Source organism: Micromonospora sp. A3M-1-15 (assembly GCF_024213425.1).
GTDB classification, from domain to species: domain Bacteria; phylum Actinomycetota; class Actinomycetes; order Mycobacteriales; family Micromonosporaceae; genus Micromonospora; species Micromonospora chersina.
Genome location: NZ_JANAVK010000001.1, coordinates 591,648 through 614,458, shown reverse-complemented (window position 1 = coordinate 614,458; position 22,811 = coordinate 591,648). Strand labels below are relative to the sequence as shown.

Annotated in this window: 25 protein-coding genes, 1 tRNA gene and 1 pseudogene; 16 read left to right on the top strand and 11 right to left on the bottom strand. The window is 73.9% G+C overall.

The features are described 5' to 3' along the window. Positions 1 to 37: 37 nt before the first annotated feature. The gene (locus tag NLX85_RS02735; RefSeq protein WP_189198214.1) at positions 38 to 985 is read left to right on the top strand and encodes a sporulation protein; all 948 of its coding nucleotides are present in this window, start codon (positions 38 to 40) and stop codon (positions 983 to 985) included. A 63-nt stretch (positions 986 to 1,048) separates the two neighbouring features. Here the strand turns inward: NLX85_RS02735 and NLX85_RS02730 are convergent, their stop codons facing one another. Beyond that, positions 1,049 to 1,429: a hypothetical protein gene (locus NLX85_RS02730; RefSeq protein ID WP_091311411.1), complete on the bottom strand. Its 381-nt coding sequence runs from the start codon at positions 1,427 to 1,429 to the stop codon at positions 1,049 to 1,051. Positions 1,430 to 1,742: 313 nt separating this feature from the next. On the opposite strand from NLX85_RS02730, the gene NLX85_RS02725 reads away from it, so the two are divergent. Beyond that, entirely contained in the window at positions 1,743 to 2,165 is a 423-nt protein-coding gene (locus tag NLX85_RS02725; protein ID WP_254331443.1) for a hypothetical protein, read from the top strand. A gap of 54 nt (positions 2,166 to 2,219) precedes the next feature. On the opposite strand, the gene NLX85_RS02720 is transcribed toward NLX85_RS02725, so the two are convergent. Further along, positions 2,220 to 4,439: an AAA family ATPase gene (locus NLX85_RS02720; protein ID WP_254333571.1), complete on the bottom strand. Its 2,220-nt coding sequence runs from the start codon at positions 4,437 to 4,439 to the stop codon at positions 2,220 to 2,222. A 286-nt stretch (positions 4,440 to 4,725) separates the two neighbouring features. Continuing rightward, entirely contained in the window at positions 4,726 to 5,835 is a 1,110-nt protein-coding gene (locus NLX85_RS02715) for a sigma-E factor regulatory protein RseB domain-containing protein (RefSeq protein ID WP_254331442.1), read from the bottom strand. 96 nt (positions 5,836 to 5,931) lie between these two features. On the opposite strand from NLX85_RS02715, the gene NLX85_RS02710 reads away from it, so the two are divergent. Together NLX85_RS02710 and NLX85_RS02705 are read left to right on the top strand one after the other, a co-directional pair. Next, positions 5,932 to 6,588, top strand: a complete 657-nt coding sequence (locus NLX85_RS02710; RefSeq protein ID WP_254331441.1) for a response regulator transcription factor — start codon at positions 5,932 to 5,934, stop codon at positions 6,586 to 6,588. Further along, positions 6,585 to 8,033 (top strand): HAMP domain-containing sensor histidine kinase, encoded by a 1,449-nt coding sequence (locus NLX85_RS02705; RefSeq protein WP_254331440.1) that lies wholly within the window; start codon positions 6,585 to 6,587, stop codon positions 8,031 to 8,033. Before NLX85_RS02710 ends, NLX85_RS02705 begins: the two co-directional genes overlap by 4 nt. A 4-nt stretch (positions 8,034 to 8,037) precedes the next feature. Here the strand turns inward: NLX85_RS02705 and NLX85_RS02700 are convergent, their stop codons facing one another. Further along, positions 8,038 to 9,603 carry a tetratricopeptide repeat protein gene (locus NLX85_RS02700; protein WP_254331439.1) on the bottom strand — a complete coding sequence of 522 codons (1,566 nt, stop codon included), beginning with the start codon at positions 9,601 to 9,603 and terminating at the stop codon, positions 8,038 to 8,040. A gap of 48 nt (positions 9,604 to 9,651) precedes the next feature. Then, complete coding sequence (locus NLX85_RS02695) at positions 9,652 to 10,122, bottom strand: MarR family winged helix-turn-helix transcriptional regulator (protein WP_254331438.1); 471 nt, start codon at positions 10,120 to 10,122, stop codon at positions 9,652 to 9,654. 50 nt (positions 10,123 to 10,172) lie between these two features. On the opposite strand from NLX85_RS02695, the gene NLX85_RS02690 reads away from it, so the two are divergent. After that, positions 10,173 to 10,694 carry a VOC family protein gene (locus tag NLX85_RS02690; protein WP_254331437.1) on the top strand — a complete coding sequence of 174 codons (522 nt, stop codon included), beginning with the start codon at positions 10,173 to 10,175 and terminating at the stop codon, positions 10,692 to 10,694. A 24-nt stretch (positions 10,695 to 10,718) separates the two neighbouring features. Further along, positions 10,719 to 11,627, top strand: coding sequence for a hypothetical protein (locus NLX85_RS02685; RefSeq protein ID WP_254331436.1), 909 nt, complete (start codon positions 10,719 to 10,721; stop codon positions 11,625 to 11,627). Here the strand turns inward: NLX85_RS02685 and NLX85_RS02680 are convergent. Continuing rightward, positions 11,587 to 12,111, bottom strand: coding sequence for a potassium channel family protein (locus NLX85_RS02680; protein ID WP_254331435.1), 525 nt, complete (start codon positions 12,109 to 12,111; stop codon positions 11,587 to 11,589). The genes NLX85_RS02685 and NLX85_RS02680 overlap by 41 nt on opposite strands. A 109-nt stretch (positions 12,112 to 12,220) precedes the next feature. Then, the gene (locus NLX85_RS02675; RefSeq protein ID WP_107075640.1) at positions 12,221 to 12,400 is read right to left on the bottom strand and encodes a DUF4236 domain-containing protein; all 180 of its coding nucleotides are present in this window, start codon (positions 12,398 to 12,400) and stop codon (positions 12,221 to 12,223) included. 169 nt (positions 12,401 to 12,569) lie between these two features. Here NLX85_RS02675 and NLX85_RS33615 point away from each other — a divergent pair, with 169 nt between their 5' ends. The 7 genes from NLX85_RS33615 (at position 12,570) to NLX85_RS02645 (ending at position 18,077) form a co-directional block, all read left to right on the top strand. Continuing rightward, positions 12,570 to 12,719 carry a putative leader peptide gene (locus tag NLX85_RS33615; protein WP_374628048.1) on the top strand — a complete coding sequence of 50 codons (150 nt, stop codon included), beginning with the start codon at positions 12,570 to 12,572 and terminating at the stop codon, positions 12,717 to 12,719. Positions 12,720 to 12,860: 141 nt separating this feature from the next. Beyond that, entirely contained in the window at positions 12,861 to 13,892 is a 1,032-nt protein-coding gene (locus tag NLX85_RS02670; RefSeq protein WP_254331434.1) for an ABC transporter substrate-binding protein, read from the top strand. After that, positions 13,889 to 14,707, top strand: coding sequence for an ABC transporter ATP-binding protein (locus NLX85_RS02665; RefSeq protein ID WP_254331433.1), 819 nt, complete (start codon positions 13,889 to 13,891; stop codon positions 14,705 to 14,707). The genes NLX85_RS02670 and NLX85_RS02665 overlap by 4 nt, the downstream gene beginning before the upstream one ends. Further along, a complete protein-coding gene (locus NLX85_RS02660) occupies positions 14,700 to 15,563 on the top strand; it encodes an ABC transporter permease (RefSeq protein WP_254331432.1) in 864 nt (287 codons plus the stop codon). Before NLX85_RS02665 ends, NLX85_RS02660 begins: the two co-directional genes overlap by 8 nt. 11 nt (positions 15,564 to 15,574) lie before the next feature. Then, positions 15,575 to 16,909: an LLM class flavin-dependent oxidoreductase gene (locus NLX85_RS02655; protein WP_254331431.1), complete on the top strand. Its 1,335-nt coding sequence runs from the start codon at positions 15,575 to 15,577 to the stop codon at positions 16,907 to 16,909. Next, positions 16,906 to 17,469 carry a flavin reductase family protein gene (locus NLX85_RS02650; RefSeq protein WP_254331430.1) on the top strand — a complete coding sequence of 188 codons (564 nt, stop codon included), beginning with the start codon at positions 16,906 to 16,908 and terminating at the stop codon, positions 17,467 to 17,469. Before NLX85_RS02655 ends, NLX85_RS02650 begins: the two co-directional genes overlap by 4 nt. Next, the gene (locus NLX85_RS02645) at positions 17,466 to 18,077 is read left to right on the top strand and encodes a malonic semialdehyde reductase (RefSeq protein WP_254331429.1); all 612 of its coding nucleotides are present in this window, start codon (positions 17,466 to 17,468) and stop codon (positions 18,075 to 18,077) included. Before NLX85_RS02650 ends, NLX85_RS02645 begins: the two co-directional genes overlap by 4 nt. A gap of 4 nt (positions 18,078 to 18,081) precedes the next feature. On the opposite strand, the gene NLX85_RS02640 is transcribed toward NLX85_RS02645, so the two are convergent. Together NLX85_RS02640 and NLX85_RS02635 are read right to left on the bottom strand one after the other, a co-directional pair. Then, a complete protein-coding gene (locus tag NLX85_RS02640; RefSeq protein WP_254331428.1) occupies positions 18,082 to 18,537 on the bottom strand; it encodes an Rrf2 family transcriptional regulator in 456 nt (151 codons plus the stop codon). Positions 18,538 to 18,544: 7 nt separating this feature from the next. Next, entirely contained in the window at positions 18,545 to 19,459 is a 915-nt protein-coding gene (locus NLX85_RS02635; protein WP_254331427.1) for a helix-turn-helix transcriptional regulator, read from the bottom strand. 151 nt (positions 19,460 to 19,610) lie between these two features. Here NLX85_RS02635 and NLX85_RS02630 point away from each other — a divergent pair, with 151 nt between their 5' ends. After that, entirely contained in the window at positions 19,611 to 20,387 is a 777-nt protein-coding gene (locus tag NLX85_RS02630) for an SDR family oxidoreductase (protein WP_254331426.1), read from the top strand. A gap of 70 nt (positions 20,388 to 20,457) precedes the next feature. Here NLX85_RS02630 and NLX85_RS02625 read toward each other — a convergent pair whose 3' ends face one another. Then, the gene (locus NLX85_RS02625) at positions 20,458 to 20,889 is read right to left on the bottom strand and encodes an SsgA family sporulation/cell division regulator (RefSeq protein ID WP_007457244.1); all 432 of its coding nucleotides are present in this window, start codon (positions 20,887 to 20,889) and stop codon (positions 20,458 to 20,460) included. Between the two features lie 273 nt (positions 20,890 to 21,162). Here NLX85_RS02625 and NLX85_RS02620 point away from each other — a divergent pair, with 273 nt between their 5' ends. Both NLX85_RS02620 and NLX85_RS02615 read left to right on the top strand, forming a co-directional pair. Next, positions 21,163 to 21,696 (top strand): TIGR02611 family protein, encoded by a 534-nt coding sequence (locus NLX85_RS02620; RefSeq protein WP_254333569.1) that lies wholly within the window; start codon positions 21,163 to 21,165, stop codon positions 21,694 to 21,696. 50 nt (positions 21,697 to 21,746) lie between these two features. After that, a tRNA-Val gene (locus NLX85_RS02615) sits at positions 21,747 to 21,818 on the top strand. Positions 21,819 to 21,895: 77 nt separating this feature from the next. Here NLX85_RS02615 and NLX85_RS02610 read toward each other — a convergent pair. Then, positions 21,896 to 22,723, bottom strand: a pseudogene (locus NLX85_RS02610) (tyrosine-type recombinase/integrase); the annotation flags it as partial. Positions 22,724 to 22,811: the final 88 nt, after the last annotated feature.

Here is a 22,811-nt window from a genome sequence, read left to right as displayed (position 1 = left end):
CACGGTGGAGCGCGCCGACGGTGGGAGCGGAGTGGCGATGGTCTTCAAGAAGATGCTGAGCGCGTTCGGCGTGGGTGGCCCGAGCGTCGACACGGTGCTGACCAACCCGAACACCCGGCCGGGCCTGACCCTGGACGGGCACGTCAACCTGGTCGGCGGCGACGCGCCGGCGAGCATCGAGCAGATCACCGTCGGCCTGGTCACCCGGGTCGAGATCGAGGGCGGCGACACCGAGTACGCCGGCGTCATGGAGTTCCATCGGATGGCCGTGAGCGGCCCGCTCCAGCTCGCCCCGAAGCAGCAGCTGTCCATCCCGTTCCAGCTCCCCGTCCCGTGGGAGACCCCGGTCACCGACGTCTACGGCCAGCGGCTGCACGGCATGACCATGGGCCTGCGGACCGAGCTGGCGGTGGCCCGGGCCGTGGACAAGTCCGACCTGGACCAGGTCGCGGTGCACCCGCTGCCGATCCACGAGCGGATCCTCGACGCCTTCCAGGCGCTGGGCTTCCGTTTCAAGCACGCGGACCTGGAGCGCGGCCACATCCGCGGCGTGCAGCAGACGCTGCCCTTCTACCAGGAGATCGAGTTCTTCGCGGCGCCGCAGTACGCCGGGGCGATCAACGAGGTCGAGCTGACCTTCGTCACCAGCCAGCAGGGCGTCGAGGTGATCCTGGAGTGCGACAAGCGCGGCGGCTTCCTCAGCGCCGGCCACGACGCCTTCGGCCGGTACGCCGTCCCGCACAGCGACGCCGGCCGGACCGACTGGGTCCAGGTGGTCGACGGCTGGCTGCGGGAGACCACCTCGCGGTACGGCAACCTGCGGGCGCACGGCTTCGGCGCCCCGCACGGGCACCACGGCCACCGCGGGTCCGGCATGGGCGGCATGGTGGCGGGCGCGGCGCTCGGCATGGCGGGCGGCCTGGTCGCCGGTGAGCTCATCGAGGACGCCTTCGAGGGCGACTTCGGGGACTTCGGCGGGGAGTGACGGCACACGACGATGCCCCCGGGGTGATCCCCGGGGGCATCGTCGTCTCAGGTGTGGCTCTGGTCAGTGCCGGGCCTTGCGCTCCTCACCGCTGCGGAAGTTGCTTCCGGCCTTGGCCAGACCGCGGCTACCCAGGTAACCGATGGTCAGCAGCGTGATGAAGAACCAGGCCTGCGGGGCACGGAAGATGTCCACCCCGACCGAGTTCTTCCCGACCAGGAAGGACGCCACAAGCACCGCCGCGACGGACGCGACGTAGACCCAGAACTCGGTTGTCGCGAACGACGGCTTGGTCTCGGTGCCGGGCGCCGCAATCGCCTGCTCCCGGTGCCCGTCGTGCATCATCGGCATGGGGCGGGTCGGCGTCTCCTGCATCGCGGCCCGGTTGGACATGTCCTGCGCCGGCCGGTTCATCGGCCTGGTGGATGCAGCCTGCGTGCTCATCTGTCCTCCTCAGGATTGATGAGTCGTTCTCTGCACACCTCCCGCCCCGCTGCCGCAGGTCGGCCACGGCGCGGTTCGCGCTCTGTGGCGGGGGCACCCTCCGTCTACCCGGGGCCCCGGCGAGGTAACACGGGCCCCCGCCCGAATAGGAGCACCGCGCGGGGTCGCCGCCGGTCCGCGGCGGAACCCGGCATCCCGTGCACGGCACGGGCACCGAACCCGACATCAAGGTACGGAACGGGCGTCGGCCGGTTTCAGCCGGCGGTCGTCGGGCACGCAACGAGGATCCCGAGAGATCTGCGAGGTGGTTGACGTGCGTGAGGACGACATGCGGCAGGACGCCGCCCGGCGGGCCGAGGACCGGGTCGCCGGCGGTGTCTACGGCGAGGGCGCGCTCGACGAGGTCACCGTGCCGCAGACCGACGTGCTGCGGGTGATCCAGGAGGAGGATCCGGACGATCCGGCGCACACCCCGGTCGACCCGAACGTGTTGCGCGACGGCGGTCCCACCCGGGGCCAGGGCGCGGTGACCACGACCGGCGGCACCGCCGGCCCGGCGAGCGTTCGCCGACTGGCCCGGCAGCCGGAACGGCACCGGGGCAAGGTGGCGCCGACCACCACGGGCGACGCCACCACCGGCGGCCTGAGCACCCCGGCCGGCGGCTCGACCAGCGACGCCTCGTCGAGCGGCAGCCAGGTCGGCAACTTCACCAACGACAAGGCCAACCCGGGCTGACCCGGACACCGACGACGAAGGGGGCGGCCACGGCCGCCCCCTTCACGGCGTGGGTCAGGGGGTGCGGAGGATGCCCAGGCGCTGGGTGGCGCGGGTGAGGGCGACATAGAGGTCGCTGTGGCCGCGCGGGGACTCGGCGACGATCCGGTCCGGGTCCACCACCAGCACCGAGTCGAACTCCAGGCCCTTGGCCTGCTCGGTGGTGAGCATCACCACCCGGTTCGCCAGCTCCGGCTGCTCCCCGACGGTCGCCTCGGGCAGCGCGGCGACGACCACCGCGCCCAGCTCGGCCACCCGGCCGGCCGGCACGATCACCCCGAGCCGGCCGTCGGCCAGCCCGGCCGCCTCCCGGGCGGCCGCCTCCACCAGTTCGGCGGCGAGCCGGTCCGCCGCGACGGACCGGTCCCACGGCGGCACGCCGCTGGCGCGTACGGAGCGGGGTGGGCGCAGCGCCGGGTCGATCTCGGCGAGCACCTCGGCGGCGACCGCCATGATCTCGGCCGGGGTGCGGTAGCTGACCGTCAACTCCTCCAGCCGCCACCGGTCCGCCACGTACGGCGCCAGGGCCTCCTGCCAGGACGGCGTGCCGGCGAGCGCGCCGGTCTGCGCCACGTCCCCCACGATGGTCATCGACCGGCTCGGGCAGCGGCGCATCAGCAGCCGCCAGGCCATCGGCGACAGCTCCTGCGCCTCGTCGACGATCACGTGCCCGAAGGCCCAGGTGCGGTCGGCGGCGGCGCGCTGCGCGGTGGTGAGCCGGTCGGCCTCCTCCTGCCGCTCGGAGAGCCGGTCGGCGTCGATGAGGTCGGTGACGCCGAGGATCTCGCCGCCGTCCGCCTCGTCCTCCACGTCGATCGAGCGGGAACCGCGCCAGATCTCCAGCACGCCCTCGGCGTACTCCCGTTCCAGCGCGCGGATCCGCTCCCGGCGGGCCGCGGCGGCGCGCTCGTCCTCGCCGAGCAGCTCGGCCGCCTCGTCGAGCAGCGGCACGTCGGCCGGCGTCCAGCCGCCCGGCTCCCGGTGCAGCGCGGCCCGCTCGGCGTCGGTGAGCATCGGCGCGGCGGCGGCGATCCGCTCCGGGGAGGCGTACAGGTCGGCGAGCAGCCGCTGCGGGGTGAGCACCGGCCACAACTCGTCCAGCGCCGCCCGGATCTCCGGCTCGTCGCGCAGCTCCCGGCGGATCTCGGCCCGGTCGGCCTCGGAGAGCAGGTTCTCCCCGCCGAGCGGGTCGGCGCCGATCCGCTCGGCCACCTGCTCGGCGAGCGCGTGCACGATCTCGATGTCGAACAGCGCCCGGGCCAGGTTGTGCGGGCGCTCGGTGCGCCGGACCCGGTCCCGCGCCTGGCGCACCGTCTCCGGGTCGAGCGTCAGGATCTCCCGCTGGGGCAGTTCGATCTCCAGCGGCTCCTCCGGCACCCACTGCCGGTCCCGGACGGCGTTCGCCAGCACCTCGGCCAGCACCACGCGCCCCTTCAGCGCCGCGGTCGCCGCCGGCTCGGTGCGCCCGGCGTGCACGCCGGGGAAGAGGTCGGCCTGGGTGCGCAGCAGCACGCCGGTCTCGGCCAGCGCCGGCAGCACCTGGGAGATGTAGCGCAGGAAGGTGGCGTTCGGGCCGACCAGCAGCACGCCCCGGGTGGAGAGCTGCTGCCGGTGGGTGTAGAGCAGGTACGCGGCGCGGTGCAGCGCCACCGCGGTCTTGCCGGTGCCGGGCCCGCCCTGCACCACCATGACGCCCGGCAGGTCGGCCCGGATGATGCGGTCCTGCTCGGCCTGGATGGTCTCGACGATGTCGCGCATCCGCCCGGTACGCCCAGCGTTCAGCGCGGCGAGCAGCGACGCCTCGCCGGTGACCTCCTCGTGGGCGGTGGGGGAGGCGGCGGCGATGTCCAGCACCTCGTCGTTGAGCCCGGTGACCTTCCGCTCCCGGGTGCGCAGGTGCCGGCGCCGCCGTACGCCCTGGGGGTTGGCGGCGGTGGCCAGGTAGAAGGCGCGGGCGGCGGGGGCACGCCAGTCGATCAGCAGCGGGTCGTAGTCGCCGGAGGTGTCGAAGATGCCGATCCGGCCGACGTAGCGGCACGAGTCGTCGTCGCCGTCGAGGCGGCCGAAGCAGAGACCGGTCTCCACGGCCGAGTACTGCTCGACCTGGTCGGCGTACATCTGCACGGCCGAGTCGCGCTGCGACCGGGCCTGCTGCGTGCCGCCGGTGGTGCGCAGCTCCTCGGTGAGCCGCCGGGCCGCCTGGTCCCGCATGCCGTCCAGCCGGTCGTAGAGCATCGAGACGTACTTCTGCTCGTGACCGATCTCGTCGTCCTGGTGCAGCTCACCCGACACGTCGGAGTGCGTTGACAAGCCGGCTCCTCATCGCCTAGAATTGCGCAAAGGAATGGCTTTCGGAGCCATTCCTTTTTGTGTTTGAACTGAGAAAGATACCGCGTGGTCGCCCGCCGTACCAAGCCTCGCCGGGCGCCCGCGACGACGTCACACCCGCAGGCTCGCACACGAAAGCGGGGCCCGGCCGGCGTCACGCCGACCGGACCCCGACGGGTCTGTTTCGCGGATCTCAGCCCTTCGCCGCCTGGTACAGCCGCTCCGGGGTGACCAGCCCGGCCAGCACCCGGCCGTCGTCGGTGAGCAGCACGCTGAACAGCTTGCCGGTGAGCAGCCGGCCGCTGCCCCAGTCACCGCTCACCCGCTGGAGCCCGCCGAGCACCTTCGACAGCGCCTCCGCGTCCGGTCCGGCCGCCTCGCCCGGCTTCGCGCCCGTCGCGCCGCCGGCCGCGTCGATCTTCGCGACCAGCACGGTGGTCCAGCCGGTCCCGACGGTACGCACGTCCGGCCGGTCCTCGCCCCGGCCCGCGGGACGCTTGCCGGCCGGGCCGTGCCCGTCGCCCGCCGACTCCTCGGTGACCTTCACACCCGGCGGCGGGTTGAACCGGAACTGGTCGGCGTCCGGGGTGCGGAAGTCCACCTGGGTGAACGCCACCTCGAACGCCGGCTCGTCCGACCCGTCGGCCAGCACCTCGAAGCGCAGCGGCACGTGCTCCTTCGCGTCCAGCGCGATCCGCACCTGGTGCACCAGCGAGTCCCGGTCGCGCGGCGTCAGCACCAGCTCGTAGACGCTGCGGCCCGCGACGGTGGCGGAGCGCCCGACGGTGACGGCCGTGCTCGGGTCGATCGCGGCCAGCGCCCGGTCGGCGGCATCGGCCGGGGTGGCCGGTGCGGTGTCGAGGTCCTTCCCCTCCGCCGGCAGCGTCCGGTGCGACGCGGCGTTGTCCCGGCTGCTCCAGGTCCAGACGTCGCGACCGTTGCGCAGCACGTCCCGCTCGCCGAGCGTGTCGATCAGGGCGAGCCGCTGGCGGTCCGGGCCGGCGTACCAGACCCGGAGGGTGTGCGTGCCGCTGACCAGGCTGGCCAGCTCGTTCCCGCCGGCCTTCCCCGCCAGCTCGGCGATCGGCGGCAGCCCGAGGTCGGCCCGCTGCACCACGGTGCCGGAGAGCCCGTCGAGGCGGGACGTCCGCAGGTCCTCCAGGAGCTGGGCTGCGGTACGCGGCGGCAGCGCCGGGTCGGCGGCGGCGAACGTGCCGACGGCGGCGGCGCCCCCGATCACGGCGACCCCCGCGGTCACCGGGACCAGCCAGCGCAGTACGGCGCGGTTCTTCAGTACGGACATGGTGTGCACCTCCTGAACGTAGATGGTGCACGGGGGACGCTGTGAGAGCGCTGAGGAGATTCCCTAGGGGGTGTCACCGGATGGCACCCTTGACCCGTGCGGTTGCTGGTGGTGGAGGACGAGACGCGGCTGGCCGCGTCGCTGCGGCGGGGCCTCCAGGCGGAGGGCTTCGTGGTGGACGTCGCGTCCACCGGTCCGGGTGGGCTGGACGCCGCCCGGCACGGCGACTACGACGCCATGATCCTCGACGTGATGCTGCCCGGCCTCTCCGGCTACGAGGTGGTCCGCCGGCTGCGCGCGGAGGAGCGCTGGCTGCCGGTGCTCATGCTCTCGGCCAAGGACGGCGAGTACGACCAGGCCGACGGGCTGGACTGCGGGGCCGACGACTACCTCACCAAGCCCTTCTCGTACGTGATGCTGCTGGCCCGGCTGCGGGCGCTGCTGCGCCGGGGCGCGCCGGAGCGCCCGGCCGTGCTCGCGGTCGGCGACCTGCGCCTGGATCCGGCCCGGCGGCGGGTGACGCGGGCCGACGCCGAGGTCGCCCTGACCACCCGCGAGTACGCCCTGCTCGACTACCTGATGCGCCGCCCCGGCGAGGTGGTCTCCAAGACCGAGCTGCTGGACCACGTCTGGGACGCGTCGGTGGAGACCGCGCCGAACGCGGTCGAGGTCTACGTCGGCTACCTGCGCCGCAAGATCGGCCGGGACCGGCTGGAGACGGTCCGCGGCGCCGGCTACCGGCTGGCCACATGAGGCGCCGGATCAGAGCGCTCCTGCCGGACCTCGGGCTGCGGTCCCGGCTGCTCGTGCTCGGGGTGGCCGGCCTGGTCGTCGGGTTCGCGCTCGGCGGGGCGCTGCTGCTCGGCGCGCTCGGCTGGACGTTGCAGCGCTCGGTCGACGCCGAGGCGCTCCGGACCGCGGACGCGGTCGCCCTGCTCGCCGCGGAGGACGCCCTGCCCGATCCGCTGCCGGTGGCCGGCGGGCAGCTCCGCGTCCAGGTCGTCGACGGCGAGGGCCGGATCCGGGCCGCCTCCATCGACGCCGACCGGCTGGTGCCGATGCTCGGCCCGGACCAGCTGCGCGCGGGGGAGCGCCAGCGGCTGGTGGTGGACGGGCGGCGGGTCGGCCTGACCGGGCCGGTGCGGGTGGTGACCGTGCCGGCGGGCACGGCCGACGAGCCGCGCACCGTGCTGGTGGCCAAGTCGATGACCGACGTCCGGCACAGCCTGCACGTGGTCCGGAACCTGCTGCTGGTCGGCTTCCCACTCTTGGTGGCCGGGCTGGCCGTGGTGGCCTGGCGGGTGGTGGGGGCGACCCTGCGCCCGGTGGAGGCGCTGCGCAGCGGGGCCGCCGAGATCACCGGCCGGGCCGGGGCGGAGCGGCTGCCCGTGCCGGCGGGGCGGGACGAGATCCACCGGCTGGCGGTCACCCTCAACGACATGCTGGACCGGCTGGCCGCGTCCCGGGACCGGCAGCGGGCGTTCGTCGCCGACGCGGCGCACGAGCTGCGCAGCCCGGTGACGAACATGCGCACCGAGCTGGAGGTGGCCCGGCGGCTGGGCGACCCGGACTGGCCGGCGGTGGCGGAGAACCTGCTCGCCGACACCGAGCGGCTCAGCCGGCTGGTCGACGACCTGCTGCTGCTGGCCCGCCTCGACGAGCAGGCGGCCCGGCCGGACCGCCCCGCGCCGCACCCCGTCGGCCCGGTGGAGCTGGGTGAGCTGCTGCGCGGGGTGGCCGGGCGCTACCCGTCCCCGCCGCTGCGCCTGGACCCACCACCCGGCCCGCTCTGGACCGAGGGGGACCCGGGGGAGCTGCGCCGGGTGCTGGTCAACCTGGTGGAGAACGCGCTGCGGCACGCGCACGGCGAGGTGCGGCTCGCGGTCACCGGCCCGCACCCCGGGCCGCCCGTGCCGCGGCAGCGCGGCGGGTCCGCGTACCACCTGGTCACGGTGACCGACGACGGGCCCGGCATCCCGGCGGCGGACCGGGAGCGGGTCTTCGCCCGCTTCACCCGGCTGGACGACGCGCGGGGGCGCGACGCGGGCGGCGCGGGCCTGGGCCTGGCCATCGTGCGCGAGCTGGTCCGCCGGGCCGGTGGCGCCGTCGAGCTGGCCGACGCCGCGCCGGAGGCGGCCGCGCCGGGGTTGCGGGTGACGGTGCGGCTGCCCGCGCTGGCCGACCCCGAGCCGGAGTGACCGGTCAGCGGCGTCGCGTCGTGCAGACCGGCGTGGTCCGGGCGACCGTGTCGGTGGACCAGACCACCGCGACCGTGAAGCAGTAGTCGGTGGTGCGGTCGAGGCCGTAGGCGATGTAGTCGACCGAGCCGGCGGGCAGGGTCAGGAAGGTGCGCTGCGGTTGCCCGGAGCGGCCCCCGGCGACCACCACCGGCCCCTCCGCGCCGGCCGGGTACGTCCAGCTCAGCACGATGCTGTCCCGCCGGTCGGTCAGGGTGAGCCGCCCGGGCGGGGTGCCAGGGGAGGCAGCCGGGGCGGCGCTCGGGGTGCCTGTGCTGGGGCCGGCCGAGGAGGCCTGGCCGGTCGGCGCGGGCGCGGGAGCGTCCCGCCGGTCGTCCACCCGGGACACCCCGGCGATCACCGCGATGGTGCCGAGCAGCAGCGCCACCACCACCCCGGCCACCACGAGCGGCAGCCAGGGCGTGTTGTTCCGGCCCTCGGCGGCGGGCGGCCGGGGCACGTGCACGGGCAGGTGGCGCGACGGCGCCCCGGGTTCGGTGGCCGGGGGCACCCGGCGTACGCCGTCGGGCTCGGCCTCGGTCAGCCCGACCACGGTCGGCGGGAGCGCGCTCTCGCCGGGCCGCCAGGGCTCGTCGGCCGGCTCGTCCGGCGGCCACGGGTAGTCGGCGAACGCCTCGTCGTCCGCCTCGGGCGGGGTGCGGGGCGTCGGCACGTGCGCGGCCTCGGCCCGGTCCGGCGGGCGGTAGAGCGGCGTCTCGACCGGGTCGTCGAGCGTCGGCGGCTGGTAGGGCGGCAGGTCGGGCGGGCCCTCGGCGGGCGGGGGGACGCGGGCGGCGGGAACCACCGGGGTCTCCCGGGCGGGCGGTTCCGGCGTGTCGCAGACGTGGTCCGGGTCGGCGGCGGCCCGGGCCAGCCCGGCGACCTGGGCGGCGAGCGGGTCGTCGGCGGCCAGGTGCTGCCGGCACAGCTCCTCGGCGAGCGCCAGGTGCTCGTGGGACTCGGCGTAGCGGCCGCAGTCGCGTTCCATGGCGCCGAGCTTGGCCAGCATCTTGATGCCACTGGGATGGCCGTCGCCGTAGACCTCGCGGTGCAGCTCCCAGGCGTCCTGCAACCGGTCGCGTGCCACGTCGCACTGGCCGCGGGCGTATTCCACGGTGGCCAGGTCGGCGTGCGCCGCCAGCACCCGCTGGGATTCCGGCCCGTCCCGGGCGGTCAGCTCGATGATGACGTCGGAGTAGAGCCGGGCGGCGCGGGCGTCGCTGCCGACCCGGTGCAGCACGGCGGCGAGGGTCGCGGCGGCGGTGACGGTCCGCTCGTCGGAGCGCCCGAACAGCCGGGAGGCCGCCGCGTACGCGAACGCGGCCCAGCCGCGGGCGGAGTGCGGCTCGCCGAGCGCGACGAGGACCCGGGCCTGGAGGCCGGCGGCCTCGGCCAGCTCGGCGGAGGCGTTGGCGGGACGGGGGTCGGCGTCGCTCAGCGCGTCGGCGAGCAGTCGCTGGGCACCGGCGAGGTCGCCTTCGGACACCAGGTGGTGCGCCTGGACAGTCAGGTCAGCGAAGCCGGAGGACACGCCCCATCGTGCTCATCCGACGACGGTAAGTACAAGACCCGCTGTGGATCAGTTTGGTCGCGATCCGGTCAGGTGGTCGGCGAGGGTCTCGCTGATCCGCCGCAGCTGGTCGACCTGGGCCGGGCTGAGCGCGTCGAACAGGTGGCGGCGTACCCCCTCGACGTGGCCGGGCGCGGCGGCGGCCAGGGTGGCGAAGCCGGCGTCGGTGAGCACGGCGAGTTGGCCGCGGCGGTCGGTGGGGCAGTCCTCCCGGCGGATCCAGCCGGCGGCCTCGAGGCGGGCGGCGGCGTGCGAGAGCCGGCTGCGGGAGGAGCCGGTGGCGTCGGCCAGGTCGCTCATCCGCAGCCGCCGGTCGGGGGCCTCGGAGAGCCGGACCAGGATCTCGTAGTACGCGTGCGGCATCCCGGCGTCGCGTTGCAGCTCACGGTCGAGGGTGTCCATCAGGGCCCGGGAGGCGGTGAGGAACGCCCGCCAGGTCCGCTGCTCGTCGGGGTCCAGCCACCGGGTCATGACGGCCATCATAGCGCCTGTTGTTGAACGCTCAACCAAAGCGCGCTACCGTCGGTGTCATGGGAATCCACCGTCTCAACCACGCCGTCCTCTACGTCCGTGACCTCGACCGCAGCGTCGCCTTCTACCGCGACGTGCTCGGCTTCCGCCCGGTGCCGATGACGCCGGACGGCTTCCGCGGCGCCGCCTTCCTCCAGGCGCCCGACTCCACCAACGACCACGACCTCGGGCTGTTCGAGATCGGCGCGGCCGCCGGAGCCTCCTCGGCCGGGCGGTCCACGGTCGGCCTCTACCACCTCGCCTGGGAGCTGGACACCCTGGACGAGCTGGCCGCCACCGCCGAGCGGCTGGCCGCCGCCGACGCCCTGGTGGGCGCCTCGGACCACGGGACCACCAAGAGCCTCTACGGCCGCGACCCCGACGGCCTGGAGTTCGAGATCGTCTGGATCGTCCCCGCCGACCTCCTCGACGAGGGGGCGCTCGCCGCGCGCAAGCGGATCGGCCGGCTCGACCTCGACCGCGAGCGGCAGCGCTACGGCGGCCAGACCCGCGGCGGCGTGGGCATCTCCGTTCCCGTCTGAGGGCGCATGGGGTAGAACGGCAGGATGTCGACCGACGCCGTCCTGCGCGAGCTGCTCGTCCGCCAGCTCGACCACTGGCTGCCCGCCGCGCTGCACCGCTCGCGGCGGGCCACGCTGGCCCTCACGTACGCCGGGAGCGACATCGGTGGCGCCGAGGCGGCGCTGCGGGTGGTGGCCGAGTTCGCCGACCGGCTGCGCGGCCGGCGGCTGACCGTGCTGGTGCTCGCCGACGGTGGCGCCGAGCTGCCGGCCCGGCTGGGCGCGGCCGAGGCCGCCCTGCCGGCGGACGTCGCCGTGCACGTGGTGCCGGGCCGGCCGGACCGGCTGCCGGTGGCGCTCAAGGCGGCCGGCGCGGCCGGCGCCCCGCTGTTCACGATGGTCGACGGCGGCGAGCCCGACTCCGCCCTGCTGGCCGCCGCCGCGTCCGGCCGCCCGGCCGAGGTGCTGCTGGTCACGGCGCCCGGCCGGTCGCTGCGCCCGGCGCTGACCGCGGCCGGCTTCCCGCTGGTCACCGAGGTCGAGCTGGTGCCGGCCGACGGCGGGCCGGCCCGGCTGCTCGGCTACGCCACCGGCTCCGACCGGGGCCTGGAGACGGTGAAGGACGCCCTCTGGGCGGTCGACGAGTACGCCGGGGTGCGCTACCGCGACCCGGCGGACCCGGCGGGGCGGCTGCTCGACATCAGTCTCGATCCCGAACCCGGCCCGCTGCGCCGCGAACTGCTGGCCGAACTCGCCCGCTCCGGCCCGAGTACGGTGACCGAGCTGCGCCGCTTCGCCGCCACGTCGACGGTCTACCGGGCCGCCGACGCGAACCGGGCGCTCGCCTCGCTGCTCGCCGCCGGCGCGGTGACCCGCGACCCCGGGCACGGCCGCCTCGGCGGCGACGTGGTGATCAGCGCCGGTTCGGGCGGGGCCGCTGGGTCATCTGCTTGACCACGATGGACGCGCCGGTGGCGATCACCCCGATGCTGAAGACCATCTGCGCGCAGACCACCACCCGGGCGATCTGGCCCTCGGCGGTGACGTCGCCGTACCCGACCGTGGTGAGCGTGGCCAGTGCGAAGTAGAGCGCGTCGATCCGGGTCCGCAGGCCGATGAACTCGCCGGGGCGGCTGTTCGCCACGACGAAGTCGGCGAGGGCGAAGACCAGCAGCCCGGCGATGAGCGCGACGGCGAGCCGGATCAGCGCCCGGGTCTCCGCGTCGCCGGTCGGCTGGGTGGCGGCCAGCTGGCGGCGTACCTGGCCGGTGACCAGGAAGGCGACCACGACCACCAGGGCCAGGGTGCCGGCGGAGCGCAGGGCCAGCCGCAGGCCGTTCGGGTCCGGCTCGACGGGGACGACGAAGTAGGCGAGCAGCAGCAGCGCGACGGCCACCGCGGCCCGCCGCCGCTCCCGCCGGAAGGACTGGTCCGCCACTCCGCGATTCTCCGTCCGGACGGGGCTCCCGGCGGCGGAACGGCGAAGCCGGCCCGGACGCCGAGCGGGGCGCCGGTGAACCACCGGCACCCCGCTCGACGTCGGGACGTCATGCCCGGGTCTTGTCCTGCTTCCAGGAGAGCGGCCCCGGCAGGTCCACGCGGTGGGCGCGGGTGTTGGAGTTCCACGACCACCGACCGATCTTGATGCTCCAGGACGAGAAGCCGTTCTCGGTGAAGTGGAGGATCACCGGACCGTACTTCTTGCGCTTGCGGAACTGGATGCCCATGGGGTCCTCCTTCGTCTCCCTGCGTCTGCGGGATCGAACATGCCCGAAACGGCGGTACGCGAAACCCGGTCGGATCCGGTCTGGACGGTGCCCGTCCCACAGGTCACAATCTCTATCCAACGGGTAGGTGTTAAGGGGCGGTAAATGCTGGTGGTGACGGGTCGTAACAATGCCAGCGACGCAAGTCTCACTCTGTGGAAGGGCATTGACCGGCGCGGAGATCGGTCGGCAGCATGAGGTCATGTCGCAGCGGGACGAGCTTCTCCTCACCGCTCGCGTGCACGTCGACCTGGTCCGGCACGCGAGCGCGCTCTGTTGAGCTGACCGCTCTCGGTCGTCGCATCTCCTCCGCTCGTCCGCTCCCGTCGCCGGCGCATCGTGGCCCGGCCGGCAGCGGCGTGCTCACGCGCCCCTCGCGGGCCCTCGCCACCGCATCGTGGACAGATCAGGAGACCCCTCCATGCCCTCGACCCGTCAGTCGCTGCGGCGTACCCTCGCCGCCGCCGTCACCCTGCTCGCCCTCGCCGCCGCCACGGGCTGCGGCGCCGCCGCCGCCGGCGGCCGGCAGACCACCGAGCTGCGCTACCAGGGCTCGGTCGGCCAGGTGACCCTCCCCGAACTCGCCGCCGACCTCGGCTACCTCGGCGACGTCAAGCTCAACTGGATCGGCAACGTCACCGGCGGCCCCGCCGACATCCAGGCCACCGCCACCGGCCAGACCGACTTCGGCGGCGCCTTCAACGGCGCCATCGTCAAGCTCCGGGCCGCGAACGCCCCGATCACCGCCGTGGTCGCCTACTACGGCTCCGACGCGCAGACCTTCCAGGGCTACTACGTCCTCACCGACAGCCCGATCCGCGGCCCCCGGGACCTCATCGGCAAGAAGGTCGGCATGAACACCCTCGGCGCGCACGCCGAGGCGGTGCTCAAGACCTGGCTGGTCAAGGGCGGCCTCACCCCGGCCGAGATCGCCAAGGTCGAGCTGGTCGCGCTGCCCCCGGTCAACATCGAACAGTCGCTGCGGCAGCGGCAGATCGACGTCGCGGTGCTCGGCGGCGTGATCCGGGACAAGGCCGTCGCCGCCGCCGGCGTCCGCACCGTCTTCACCGACTACGAGCTGCTCGGCGCGTTCAGCGGGGGCAGCTACGTGTTCCGGGACGACTTCATCAAGCGCAACCCGGACACCGTCCGGGCGTTCGTCACAGGTGTGGGCAGGGCCGTCGAGTGGGCGCGGACCCAGCCCCGGGAGACCGTCATCGCGAGGCTGGAGTCCATCATCGCCAAGCGCGGCCGCAACGAGGACCCGTCCCTGGTGAGGTACTGGAAGTCCAGCGGGGTGGCCGGCAGGGGCGGTCTCATCAGCGACCGGGAGTTCACCACCTGGATCGACTGGCTGGCCGACTCCGGCGAGCTCAAGGGCGACCGCCCGAAGCCCGCCGACCTCTACACCAACAGGTTCAACGAGGCCGCCACCGCCGGCGGTGGCGCATGAACACCGACAAGATCCGCTTCGACCGGGTGACGAAGGTCTTCCCGGGCCGGCGGGGCAGCGGCGGCGCGGTCACCGCGCTCGACGAGCTGACCCTCGGGGTACGCCCCGGCGAGTTCCTGGTCGTCGTCGGTCCCAGCGGCTGCGGCAAGTCCACCCTGCTCGACCTGCTCGGCGGGCTCTCCACCCCGACCGGCGGGCAGGTGCTGGTGGACGGCCGCCCGGTCACCGGGTCCGGCCTCGACCGGGGCATCGTCTTCCAGCAGTACGCGCTGCTGCCCTGGCGCACCGCCGCCGGCAACGTCGCGTTCGGACTGGAGGCCAAGGGGGTGCCGCGCGCGGAGCGCGCCGACCTCATCGCCCACCACCTCGACCTGGTCGGGCTCACCGGGTTCGCCGACCGCCACCCGCACGAGCTGTCCGGCGGCATGAAGCAGCGGGTGGCCATCGCCCGCAGCCTCGCGTACGACCCAGACGTGCTGCTCATGGACGAGCCGTTCGCGGCGCTCGACGCGCAGACGCGCGACTCGCTCCAGGACGAGCTGATCCGGATCTGGCAGGCCACCGGCAAGACCGTCGTGTTCATCACCCACGGCATCGACGAGGCCGTCCACCTGGGCCAGCGGGTCGCCGTGATGACCTCCCGCCCCGGGCGGATCAAGGAGGTCATCGAGATCGAGCTGGGCGACCGGGAGGCCGAGGAGGACGTCCGCTCCTCCGACGCCTTCCGGCACCACCGGCACCGGATCTGGACGCTGCTGCGCGACGAGGTGCGGGCCGCCCAGTCCGCCGTACGACAGGAGGCCCGCGTTGGTTGACATCGCCGAACGCCCCGCCCGCCCGGCGGCCCGGCCCGCCGAGTCGCCGTCGGCAGCTCCCGCCGCCGCGCCCGCCCTGCCGGGACGGCTGCTCGGGCTCGGCGGCCGGGCCCTGCACCGCAGCGTCGCCCTGCTGGCGCTTGCCGCGGTCTGGGAGACCGCACCCCGCGCCGGGCTGGTCGACCGGGTCTTCCTGCCACCGCTGTCCGAGGTGCTCACCGCCTGGTGGACGCTGCTGCGCGACGGCCAGCTCGCCGACCACGTCGGCGCGAGCCTGACCCGCTCGCTCACCGGGCTGGCCCTGGCCGTGGCCGCCGCCATCCCGCTGGGCCTGCTGATCGGCTGGTACCGGCCCCTCGCCGACCTGCTCAGCCCGCTGCTGGAGGTGTTCCGCAACACGGCCGCGCTGGCGCTGCTGCCGGTCTTCGTGCTCATCCTCGGCCTCGGCGAGACCTCCAAGATCGCCCTGGTGGTCTACGCCTGCTCCTGGCCGATCCTGCTGAACACCATCGCCGGGGTGAAGGGGGTGGACCCGCTGCTGGTCCGCTCGGCCCGCTCGATGGGGCTGAACCACCTGCGGCTGTTCCAGAAGGTGATCCTGCCGGCGGCCGTGCCGACCATCTTCACCGGCGTCCGGCTCGCCGGGGCGTACTCGATCCTCGTGCTGGTCGCCGCCGAGATGGTGGGCGCCAAGGCGGGGCTCGGCTACCTCGTCAACTACGCCCAGTACAACTTCGCGATCCCCGACATGTACGCCGGCATCATCACGATCTCCGCCATCGGCCTGGTCGTCAACCAACTCCTCGTCGCCGGGGAACGCCGCTTCTCCACCTGGCGCGTCGACGTCACCGCCTGAGAGGAAACCCCATGTCCCGAACCCTGCACCTCAACGCGTTCCTGATGGGAGTCGGCCACCATGAGGCGGCCTGGCGGCACCCGCGTACCGACCCGCGCCGGATCGCCGACGTGACGCACTTCCAGGAGCTGGCCCGGATCGCCGAGCGGGGCACCCTCGACTCGGTGTTCCTCGCCGACTCACTCGCCGTCGGCCCGGCCGTCCGGCACAACATCCAGGCCGTCTTCGAGCCGCTCACCCTGCTCGCCGCGCTGGCCACGGCCACCGAGCACATCGGCCTCATCGCGACCGCCTCCACCACGTACAACGAGCCGTTCAACCTGGCCCGCAAGTTCGCCTCGCTGGACCACCTGAGCGGCGGCCGGGCCGGCTGGAACGTCGTCACCTCCGCGCAGGCCCGGGAGGCCCGCAACTTCAACCTCGACGACCACCCCGAGCACGCCGAGCGGTACCGGCGGGCCGCCGAGTTCGTCGACGTGGCGATCAAGCTCTGGGACAGCTGGGAGGACGAGGCGCTGGTCCTCGACACCGCGGCCGGCGTCTTCGCCGACACCGACCGGGTGCACGAGATCGCGCACCACGGCGAGCGGTTCCGGGTGCACGGGCCGCTGAACACCCCGCGCCCGCCGCAGGGCCGGCCGCTGCTCGTGCAGGCCGGCTCGTCCGCCGACGGCATCGCGTTCGCCGCCCGCTACGCCGAGGCCGTGTTCACCGCCCAGCAGACCCTCGCCGACGGCCAGGCGTTCCACGCCGAGCTGCGGCGCGCGACCGCCGCCGCCGGCCGGGACCCCGACGGGGTCAAGGTGCTGCCCGGCATCGCGCCGGTCATCGGGGGTACGGAGGCCGAGGCCCGGGGCCTCGCCGACGAGCTGGAGGCGCTGATCGTGCCCGAGCACGCCCTCGCCCAGCTCTCCGGCATGACCGGTCTCGATCTCACCGGGCTGCCGCTGGACGGGCCGCTGCCCGACCTGCCCGACGTCAGCGCCGTGCAGTCCCACCAGAGCCGCTACCAGCTCGTGGTCGACCTGGCCCGGCGGGAGAAGCTCACCATCCGGCAGCTCATCGGCCGGCTGGGCGGCGGTCGCGGGCATCGGGTCGTCGCCGGCACCCCGGAGCAGATCGCCGACCAGATCGAGCTCTGGTTCACCCAGGGCGCCGCCGACGGCTTCAACGTCATGCCACCCCTGCTGCCCCACGGACTGGAGGCCTTCGTGGACCACGTCGTTCCGCTGCTGCGCCGCCGCGGACTGTTCCGGCACGAGTACACCGGCCGCACCCTGCGCGAGCACTACGGGCTGCCCCGCCCGGCGAGCACCTACGCCGGCCGAGAGCTGGTGACGGCGTGACCACCGTGGACCGGCCCGGGGCCGGCACCGTGGAGCTGCGCCCGGTCGACGCCGACACGTTCCGCGGCCTGCTGCGCCGGCAGGCGTCCACGGTCACCGTGGTCACCACGCCCGGCCTGCACGGCGGCCGGCGCCTGCCGTCGCTGCCGCCGGCCGGCTTCACCGCCACCTCGTTCACCTCGGTGTCGCTGGACCCGCCGCTGGTCTCCTTCTGCCTGGGCCGCGCGTCGTCGAGCTGGCCGACGGTGGAACGGGCCGAGCACGTGGCCGTGCACCTGCTCGCCTCCGGCCAGCAGGAGGTCGCGCGGATCTTCGCCACGAGCGGGATCGACCGGTTCGCCGCCCACCCCGGCTGGGCGGCCGGCCCGTTCGGGGTGCCGCTGATCGGCGACGCCCTCGCCGTGCTGCTCTGCCGGGTGGTCCGCCGGGTCGAGGCCGGCGACCACACCCTCGTGCTCGCCGAACCCCTGGCGCTCGGCGCGGGCGAGGACGGCGACCCGCTGGTGCACCACCGCGGCGGCTACACCACCACGCTCGGCGCCTGGCCGCAGACGTGGTGAGCGCACCCGCCGGCGAACTGCTCGCGCTCGACCGGGCCGCCCAGGACCTGCTGTTCCGGGCGGCCCGCACGGCCAACGCGTTCACCGACGAGCCGGTCGACGAGGAGCAGGTCCGGGCCATCCACGACCTGGTCCGCCACGGCCCGACCGCGATGAACGCCCAGCCGCTGCGGGTGCTGCTGCTGCGCTCGGCGCCGGCCCGGGCCCGGCTGCTGCCGTACCTCAGCTCCGGCAACCGGGACAAGACGGCGAGCGCGCCGCTGACCGCGGTGCTCGCCGCCGACGTGGACTGGCACGACCGGCTGCCCGAGCTGTTCCCGCACCGGCCCGCCGCGCGGGACTGGTTCACCGGCGATCCGGCCGGCCGGGAGGCCCAGGCCCGGTTCAACGCGGCAATCCAGATCGGTTACCTGCTGGTCGGGGTACGCGCCGCCGGGCTGGCCGCCGGCCCGATGGCCGGGTTCGACGCGGCCGGGGTGGAGCGCGAGTTCTTCCCGGACGGCCGGCACCGGGTGCTGCTGCTCATGAACATCGGCCGGCCGGCGGCGGACGCCTGGCGGGAACGGCTGCCCCGGCTCGACTACGCCGAGGTCGTCGGCACCCTCTGAGGCGTCAGCGGGGCTCCCAGGCGTCGGGGCGGGCGATCAGCTTGCGGACGTGGCCGGGGAGCTTCCCGCTGGCCATCTCGGCCAGGCTCACCTCGTCGACCACCTGCCGGACGGCGGCGCGGACGGCCACCCAGAGCCGCGGCAGGTTCTCGGCCGCGCCCTCGTACCGCGTCTCCTCGGGGCGCAGCCCGCGTACCCCGGCGAGCGGGCCGTCGACGGCGCGCAGGATCTGCCCGATGGTGATGTCGCGCGGCGGCCGGGCCAGGGTGTAGCCGCCCTCGGCGCCGCGCTGGGCCCGGACGATCCCGGCCCGGCGCAGGTCGGCCAGGACCGCCTCGAGGAACTTGCGGGGCATGTCCTGCTCCGCCGCGATGGCCTGGGTGGACAGCAGGGTGGGGTACGCGGTGGCCAGGCTCAGTGCCGCCCGGACCGCGTAGTCGCCGCGCGCGGAGATGTGCACAGTGCCATCATGCCCGGCCGGCGGGCGCGGGGGAGTCGGCGGGCGGGCGGGGGCGCACCATGCGGACGGGCAGCGGCTGCTCCCGGGCGGCCCGGAAGGCCCCGGGGCTCACCCCGACCTCGCGGGTGAAGAAGCGACCGAAGTTGGTCGGCTCGGGGAAGCCGAGCCGCCGGCCGATCCGGGCGATCGGCTCGTCGGTGGCCGCGAGCAGGCGGCTGGCCTGCAACGCCACCCGCTCGTCGATCACCTGCTTGGCGCTGCGGCCGGTCACCGCCAGGCAGGCCCGGGTCAGGGTACGCACCGAACAACCGAGCTGGGCCGCGTAGTCCTCCACCCGGCGGGTGTGCCGGTAGCCGCGCTCCACCTCCCGGCACATCCGCCGGAAGGTCTCCGTCTCGGCCCGCGGCGCGGCCCGCTCCTCGCCGCCGGGCAGCAGGCTCAGCCGCAGCAGCAGCACGGCGAGCTGGTGGCGCAGCAGCGCCGTCGCGGCCGGGATCCCGGCGTGTCGGTCGGCGTCCACGGCCAGCTGGGTCACCTCGCTGATCACCGCGTCCTCGTCCTCCCCGGCGAGCTGCCGGTACGCCGGCACCGCGTCCGGGTCGACGTCGAGGCCGCGCAGGGTCTCCGGACCCCAGCGCACCACCGTCGCGTCGAGCTGCGGACCGAGGCAGCGCAGCACCTGGCCGGGTCGGGCCCGCAGCAGCGTGCCCGGGCGGCAGGGCAGCGCCCGGAAGTCCAGCTCCGCGCTCCCGTGACCGTGGGTGACCAGGATCAGCAGGTCGGCGCCGAGCAGGACCGGCCGCGACCAGCCAGGCGCGGGCGCCAGGTCGCCGAGCGCACCGGTGACGATCTCGTCGGCGTCGACGGCAGGCGCGCACAGGTCGGTGCGGGTTGCCGGGGAGGGCTGACCGGTAGTGACCATCGTCCCGACGGTAACCGCCCGCCGCGCACCTTGCATCTCGACGGTTTCGGCCGGTCTTGTCGGGACTGATCAGGGACGGTTAGGTTACCGATCGGTAGCGCTCGGGTCGGCCGACCGGCCCGCGGCCCCGCACACCGGCGATGGGATGGGCATGACGGATCTGTTCTCGGTCGAAGGCAAGACGGTCCTGGTCACCGGCGGCTCACGGGGGATCGGCCTGATGATCGCCCAGGGCTTCGTCCGGGCCGGCGCCAAGGTCATCATCTCCTCGCGCAAGGCCGACGTCTGCGAGGCCGTGGCCAAGGAACTCTCCGCCGAGGGCCACTGCGAGGCGATCCCCGCCGACCTGGGCCACGACGAGGGCGCGCTCGGACTGGCGCAGGCCGTGCGGGAGCGCACCGACCGGCTCGACGTGCTGGTCAACAACGCCGGGGCGACCTGGGGCGCGCCGCTGGAGTCGTACCCGGAGGCCGCGTTCGACAAGCTCTGGGCGGTCAACGTCAAGGCCGTCTTCCGGCTCACCACCGCGCTGCTGCCCGCGCTGCGCGCGGCCGCCAGCCCCGACGACCCCGCCCGCGTGATCAACATCGGCTCGATCGACGGCATCCGGGTGCCGTGGATGGAGGTGTACGCCTACTCGGCGACCAAGGCGGCCGTGCACATGCTCACCCGCAGCCTCGCCCACCAGCTCGCCGGCGAGCAGATCACGGTCAACGCGATCGCGCCCGGGCCGTTCGAGAGCAAGATGATGGCCTTCGCGCTGGACGACCCGGCCTCCCGGGCGGCCATCGAGCAGCAGGTGCCGCTGGGCCGGATCGGCCGCCCCGAGGACATGGCGGGCACGGCGATCTACCTGTCGTCGCGGGCCGGCGCGTACCTGACCGGGGCGGTCATCCCGGTCGACGGCGGGATCACCACGCACGGCTGAGCCGTACCCCTGCGTTGACGGCCCGGGGCCGCGCGGACTCGGCAGATCCGCGCGGCCCCGGTGTGCCGTGTCAGCGGCCGGCGAGCAGCCGGTTCACCGCCGTGTCGACGTCCAGGTGCTCGGCCTCGCGGCCACGCGGGACGACGACGTAGGTCCGGCGCAGGAAGCGCACCAGCACGCTGCGCGGGACCTCGAAGAGGGCGTTGCCGTCCGGGGACGACAGCGCGAGCGCGACGAAGTCGCCGCGCGGGGTGGCCCACGGCCAGACCCGGACATCGCCGATGCCGGCCGGCTCGTCGAGCCCGGTGACCAGCAGTTCGCGGGCGAACGACCAGCTCACCGCCTCGCCGCCGGCGGATTCGGCGTGGAACAGGACATGGACCGCATACGGGTCAGCAGGGTCGTAACGCAGACTGGCACGCACCGGCAAGGCGGTGGCGTCAGGCGCGACGAGCCTTAGCGACGTCTCGACCTCTACGGTCGTCGGTCGGATGACACTCATGGACGTTCTCCCCCCGGCACCGCTGCGGAACGCGCGTGTCCCGCTTTTCCCATACTCAGGTGCTGCTCCTGGCTACGCTCCGCCATACGCTGACTTCACCCAGTGGTGGGAAGGGGGTCGGAAAGCCTTCGAGAACGTGAAAGTTCTTGTAGGATTTCCGCTTCCGCCCGATCCGTCATCCCGCCCGGCAACGGGTGGTTCAGTCGTCGACTTACTCCGGTAACGTCCAGTCCTCAGCGAGGGTGACGGTCCCGGGCGACACTGGGGGTGGAAATGGTCACGAGGGGTTCCTCGGTAGCAGCGAGGACCACGGCCGGCCCGCCGAAAGGTGCGGCCCGAGCAGCCGAAAGTCGGGGGTACGAGGTGCCTGTCGAAGGGGGTCCGCGGACCGCTCTCGCGGAGCGGCGCCAGGCCGGATGGCGAGGTCGCCTGCACACCACCCTCGAACTCATCCGGGCCAACCCCACCGGCCGCGTCGCCCTCAAGATCTTCATCGGCGTGCTGGGCGCCCTCATCGTCACCGTCGGCGTCGCGCTGATCCCGCTGCCCGGGCCCGGCTGGCTCCTGGTGATCGCCGGCCTCGGGGTCTGGGCCGTCGAGTTCCACTGGGCGCGGCGGCTGCTCGCCTTCACCCGCCGGCACGTCAACGCCTGGACGCGCTGGGTCACCAGCCGGTCGCTGCCCGTACGCTGCGCCCTGGGCGCCGTCGGGCTCGTGTTCGTGTCGGTCGTGGTGTGGCTGTCCCTCAAGTACAGCCTCGGCATCGACCTCGTGGCACGGACGCTGCACTACCTCGCGACCCACTGAGACCCGGTTTTTGGTCCGGCGTCTCGATCAGGTAGAGTCATCGGCGCTGAGGGCGATTAGCTCAGCGGGAGAGCGCTTCGTTCACACCGAAGAGGTCACTGGTTCGATCCCAGTATCGCCCACGCAGGTCAAAGGCCACTTCCCGGCTTCGGGAGGTGGCCTTTCTGCTTAGGTACAGCAGCTAAGTACAGCAGTCTGGTCATTGCGCGAGTGAATCGCCGAGTCGCTTCAGGGCTTCTCTCGTCGCCTTCGACGAGACCTGGGTGTAGATCTCCATCGTTATCGAGAACCTTGCGTGCCTCAGCACCTGCATGGCGACTCTGGGGTGGACGTCGAGGTCGGCCAGGAGCGTGGCGCAGGTTCTTCTGGCGTCGTGAACGGTGATCGGCTTGACGCCTGCTTTCTCGCACCTCGTCTGCCAGGAGCGTTGGAAGTTGCGCGGCTCGATGGGCGTGCCATAGCGGGTGGTGAATACGAGGTCGGTTTCCTGCCAGGCGTTGCCGGCGGCTGCTTGTGCCTCGTCGCGTTGTTCTCGTCTGAGCTTGAGTGCGGTCAGGCAGATGTCGGGCAGGGGGAGAGTGGCGTCCGACGCCTGGGTCTTGGTGTCGCGGCGCAGGAGCTGGCCGCGCACGCGTTGGAGTTGGCGGCCGATGGTCAGCTCTCCCGCGTCGAGGTCTACGTCCTCCCATGTCAGTCCGAGTGCCTCGCCCTTGCGGAGGCCGGTGACGAGGACCAGGGCGTAGGCGGCGTAGAGCGGGTCGTCGTCTGCTTTGGCGGACTCCAGGAACTTCCGAGCCTCGTCGCTCGACCAGGATTTGCCTCGCCGCCTACGGACGGTGGCGAGGGTGACCGCGACGGCGGGGTTCTTGGTGATGAGGTCTTCGGCTTGGGCGTGAGTGAGGGCAGCTCGTAGGGCGGCCCGGATGTCGCTGACCGTGCGCGTCGACGGGACGGCCTGGCAGCAGCGGCCGACCGCGCGGCAGCGCCGCTTGGCCTTCGGCCGGCCGGCGTCCTTGTTAGGCCGGCACGGGTGGGGAGCCTGGGATGTCGGCATCCGGCGGGTTGCCGCAGGCTGCCCCACCCGTGGAGATATTCGAATCCGGGCCATCGAGGAC